Genomic DNA, 4,334 nt, shown 5'->3' with positions numbered 1-4,334 from the left:
AACAATAAAACAATCACCGATGTGAGCAGGAAGAGAAATCATGAAGACAACCCCCCCCACGCCCCCCGCCCATTGCACCTTTGACCCGGAAGACTGGCTGCGGCTGGCCCGCTGCTGGCACCCGGTGGCCCGCGCCTGCGATATTGCCGGCGCCCCGGTGAAAGCCACCTTGCTGGACGAACAGCTGGTTATCTATCGTATTAAAGGCCAGGTGGTAGTCGCCCGCGACGTCTGCCCGCACCGCGGGGTGCCGCTGACCCTGGGATTTCATGAAGAGGAAGGTATCGTCTGCCCCTATCATGGCCTGCGCTTTGGCGAGGATGGCCGCTGCAACCGCATCCCCTCCAGTCCGGGGCAACCCATTCCGGCCAAACTGCATCTCACCAGCTTCGCCGTGGAGGAGCGCTACGGGCTGATCTGGACCTGCCTGGCCTGCGATCCGGACAATCCGCCGCCGTTACCGACCATGCCGCACTGGGACGACGCGGGATTTCAGCAAATCAACTGCCCGGCCTTCGAGGTGAAGGGATTTGCCGGCCGCCAGGTCGAAGGCTTTCTCGATGTCGCCCACTTCGCGTGGATCCACACCGACACCTTCGCCGATCCGGACAACCAGCAGGTGCCGGACTATACCCCGCAGGAGACGCCGTTCGGCTTTGTTGCCGACTACTGGAGCTCGGTGGGCAATTACCCGGCCAGCTCTGATTTCCGCGCGCCGGAAGGGTTCCAGTGGCTGCGTCACTTTGAAATGCATCTGCCGTTCACCGCTACGCTGACCATCCATTTTCCCGCCGACGCCAGGCTGGTGATCATGAACGCCGCCTCGCCGGTGTCGTCCCGGGTGACGCGGATGTTTGCCCCTATTGCCCGCAACTTCGATCTGCACGTGCCGGTGGAAGACGTACATGCGTTCAACCTGCGGGTATTTGAAGAGGACCGCCTGATGGTCGAGACCCAGCGTCCGGAACGGTTGCCGCTGGATCTGACCCTGGAGGCGCATATTCCGGCAGACCGCAGCTCTATCGCCTACCGGCGCGGGCTGAAGAAGATGGGCTTTGGCGATTTCTTTCTGGTATGAGTGGAGGTCATATGCGCGACATACTCCCGGTGGTGGTCGATGGCCTGTGGCGCCAGGGCGCGAAAAATCTGGCCGTTAGTCTGGTGAGCGCCGAGGGGCAACCGCTGCCGGCGTGGACGCCCGGCGCCCATATCGATCTCCATCTTCCCTGCGGGCTGATCCGTCAGTACTCCCTGACCGGCAGCCCGGCCGAACGGGATCGCTATCTGCTCTGCATCGCCCGCGAGTCGCAGTCTCGCGGTGGCTCCCGTTATATTCATGACACCCTGCGCCCGGGACAGCCATTGATGATCTCTGCCCCGCGCAACCACTTTCCGCTGCACGAGGGCGGCCATGTGGTGCTTCTCGCCGCCGGGATCGGCATTACGCCGCTGCTGGCGATGGCCCACGCCCGGGCGGCGTCCGGCGCCAGCTTTACGCTGCACTATTACGTTAGCCGTGCGCAGGAGGCCGCCTTCGCCACCGAGATCGCCCGCCAGCTAACGGGTGGAATCTGCCAGATCCACTGCTCAGACGAGGGGCAGAGTCCGCGCCAGCGGCTGGCGCAGGATCTGGGGGCTCCGGACGCCGACACCCAGGTCTACTTTTGCGGTCCGCCCGGATTTATGGCCCGGGTTCGCGATACCGCACGGGCGGCCGGATGGGAGGAGGCGCAATTGCACAGCGAAGCGTTCCAGCCGCCCGCCCCGACGGCGGCGTCGGCGGCGGAGGGAACCTTCACCATCACCCTCACCTCCACCGGGGAGCGCTGGCCGGTGCCGGGGGACAAAACCATCGCCCAGGTGCTGCAGGAGCATGGCGTCGCGGTGCCGCTCTCCTGCGAGATGGGGATCTGCGGCGCCTGCCTGACGCCGGTACGCGAGGGAACCGTCGACCACCGGGACACCGTGCAGTCGGAGGCGGAAAAACAGGCCGCAGAGCAGCATATTGCGCTGTGCTGTTCCCGCAGCCTGTCGGCCAATTTAGTTATCGATCTCGCGGGATAAGCGGCCCGTCACCGGCTGGTCGGCGCGGGCGACCGGTTTCACCCGTACGGCGGCGAAGACAATCACCATCGCGCTCAACAGCAGCAGACCGCTGCCGGTGAAGACGCCGCTGGCGCCGTGCAAATCAAACACCGCCCCGCCGCCGGCGGCCCCGGCGCTGATGGCCAGCTGAATAGAGGCGACCAGCAGACCGCCCGCGCTTTCTGCTTCATCCGGCACGGTGGTGGCAAGCCAGGTGGACCAGGCCACCGGCACCAGGCCGAAGGCAAATCCCCACAGGGCGACCAGCAGCCCGGCCAGCACGGTCAGATGGCCAAACGTCACCATCAGCAGCGCCAGAACGCTCATCATCAACGGCACCAGCGCCAGGGTGAGACGCAGGCTACGGCTCAGCAGATAGCTCGCCACCGAAGTGCCGATAAAGTTAGCGATACCGAAGCCGAGCAATATCAGCGAAACCCCTTCGACACTGGCCTGCGCGACGGTCTCAAGGAACGGCCGCAGGTAGGTAAAGAAGGCGAAATGGCCGCTGAAAATCAGGATCGTCGCCAGCATGCCGCCCAGCATACCGGGACGGCGCAGCACCCTGAACAGCGTGGAGAAGGTCCCGACGCTCTCCGGGCGCATGGAGGGCAGCACCCACAGCTGCCAGAGCAGCGCCAGCAGGCTGGGTATCGCACAGAGAATAAACACGTTGCGCCAGCCGATCAGCTCCCCGAGGTAGCTGCCGAGCGGCGCGGCCACCACCGTGGCGACAGACACCGCGGAAAAAATGATCGCCAGCGCCTTTGGCACATGGGCCGCCGGCACCAGACGCATCGCCGTGGCGGTGGACATCGCCCAGAAGCCGCCGATGGCGATCCCCAACAGCAGACGGCCCAGCAGGAGAAACGCCGGCGAATCGGCAAACGCGACCATCAGGCTGGAGACTATCTGCAGTACGGAAAAGAACATCAGCACCCAGCGGCGATCGATATTGCGGGTGGCGGTGGCGATCAGCAGGCCGGTAACTAAAGCCACCAGCGCCGTCGCGGTGACCGCCTGTCCGGCCATCCCTTCACTGACGCCGAGGCTGCTGGCCATCGGCGTTAACAGGCTGGCGGGCAGAAACTCGGCCACGATCAGGCCGAACACCCCGAGGGCCAGGGCATAGACGGCGCGCCAGGCAGGTTTGGCGGGAGACAGGCTCGCGTCAGCTGCTATGCAGGAACTCATATACAACTCTCCAGGTTTATTAACATCCTGGTCATCTTAGGGACTTACTTTCGGACGATATATGATGCATACTCTTCAGTTATTGATTATTCGTCCGGAATTACCATGAGCCAGCCTGCCATCGACCTGACCAGCGAACTGTTGCGCGGTATGCGCCTCTCCGGCGTTAACTACCGGCGCATCGAAACCGCACGCCCGTTCGGCGTCGGCTTTAGCGCCGTGGCGGGTAAAGCCCAGTTCCATTTCATCAGCCGCGGGCCGGTGCTGCTGCGCATGGCCAGCGGGGAACAGTTCACCCTCGAGAGCGGCGATGCGCTGTTTATTCCCAACGGCGACGGGCACGCCCTGCTCTCGGATCCGCAGGCCACGGTGGTCAATGTGGCGCAGCTGCCCAGCGAAACGGTGTGCAGCACGGTAAGTTGTATCAACGCTGGCGACCAGCCTGACTGCCCGGAGCGCGCCGTCATTTTCAGCGGTTGTATGGACTTTGAGCTCGGCGGCATGCAGCCGCTGGTCAAGGCCATGCCCGAGGTGATGCGGGTCAGCAGCCTGCTAAACACCTGGCCGGAGATCCAGCCGCTGTTGGTAGCGATGGAGCGGGAATCCCTCACCCGCCAGGCAGGCTATGCCGGGATCCTCGCCCGGCTGGCGGACGTGGTGGCTGCGCTGATTGTCCGCGGCTGGGTAGCGTGCGGGTGCGGCAACGCCACCGGCTGGGTACAGGTCCTGCGCGATCCCCGGCTGGCGAAAGCGATCTACGCCATGCATCAGCGCCCGGGGGTCAACTGGAAAGTGGAAGATCTGGCGCGGGAGGCGGGGCTTTCACGCTCGCTGTTCGCGGAACGTTTTCTCGCCGCCACCGGCACCACCCCCGCCCGCTATCTCACCGAGCTGCGTATGCGGCTGGCGGTGCAGTACATCACCCATGAAGGCCAGGCGCTGGAAAAAGTCGCCTTCAGCCTCGGGTATCAGTCGCTGGCCGCCTTCAGCCGGGCTTTCAAACGCATCACCGGCCAGCCGCCGGGGGCCTTGCGCGCCATGGCACGCTAGAGTCA

Annotated in this window: 4 protein-coding genes; 3 read left to right on the top strand and 1 reads right to left on the bottom strand. The window is 64.5% G+C overall.

From position 1 onward, the window contains the following. Positions 1 to 40: 40 nt before the first annotated feature. Both hpxD and hpxE read left to right on the top strand, forming a co-directional pair. Complete coding sequence (gene hpxD / locus KHQ28_RS27950; protein WP_071033741.1) at positions 41 to 1,078, top strand: molybdenum cofactor-independent xanthine hydroxylase subunit HpxD; 1,038 nt, start codon at positions 41 to 43, stop codon at positions 1,076 to 1,078. 11 nt (positions 1,079 to 1,089) lie between these two features. Then, entirely contained in the window at positions 1,090 to 2,064 is a 975-nt protein-coding gene (hpxE, locus tag KHQ28_RS27945) for a molybdenum cofactor-independent xanthine hydroxylase subunit HpxE (protein ID WP_032418981.1), read from the top strand. On the opposite strand, the gene KHQ28_RS27940 is transcribed toward hpxE, so the two are convergent. Then, entirely contained in the window at positions 2,041 to 3,279 is a 1,239-nt protein-coding gene (locus KHQ28_RS27940; RefSeq protein WP_032418982.1) for an MFS transporter, read from the bottom strand. The two genes, hpxE and KHQ28_RS27940, sit on opposite strands and share 24 nt — an antisense overlap. A 105-nt stretch (positions 3,280 to 3,384) precedes the next feature. Here KHQ28_RS27940 and KHQ28_RS27935 point away from each other — a divergent pair, with 105 nt between their 5' ends. Further along, positions 3,385 to 4,329, top strand: coding sequence for an AraC family transcriptional regulator (locus tag KHQ28_RS27935; protein ID WP_032418983.1), 945 nt, complete (start codon positions 3,385 to 3,387; stop codon positions 4,327 to 4,329). The last annotated feature ends 5 nt before the right edge of the window (positions 4,330 to 4,334 follow it).

The organism is Klebsiella sp. 28, from assembly GCF_018223905.1.
Taxonomy (GTDB): domain Bacteria; phylum Pseudomonadota; class Gammaproteobacteria; order Enterobacterales; family Enterobacteriaceae; genus Klebsiella; species Klebsiella pneumoniae.
The sequence above is the reverse complement of the archived record's forward strand: the minus strand, read 5'-3'. Positions and strand labels throughout refer to the sequence as shown.

Bases quoted from the DNA above. Each gene is read 5' to 3' on its own strand.
- KHQ28_RS27935 (WP_032418983.1), top strand. From the start codon at position 3,385: ATGAGCCAGCCTGCCATCGACCTGACCAGCGAACTGTTGCGCGGTATG.
- hpxD (WP_071033741.1), top strand. From the start codon at position 41: ATGAAGACAACCCCCCCCACGCCCCCCGCCCATTGCACCTTTGACCCG.
- KHQ28_RS27940 (WP_032418982.1), bottom strand. From the start codon at position 3,279: ATGAGTTCCTGCATAGCAGCTGACGCGAGCCTGTCTCCCGCCAAACCT.
- hpxE (WP_032418981.1), top strand. From the start codon at position 1,090: ATGCGCGACATACTCCCGGTGGTGGTCGATGGCCTGTGGCGCCAGGGC.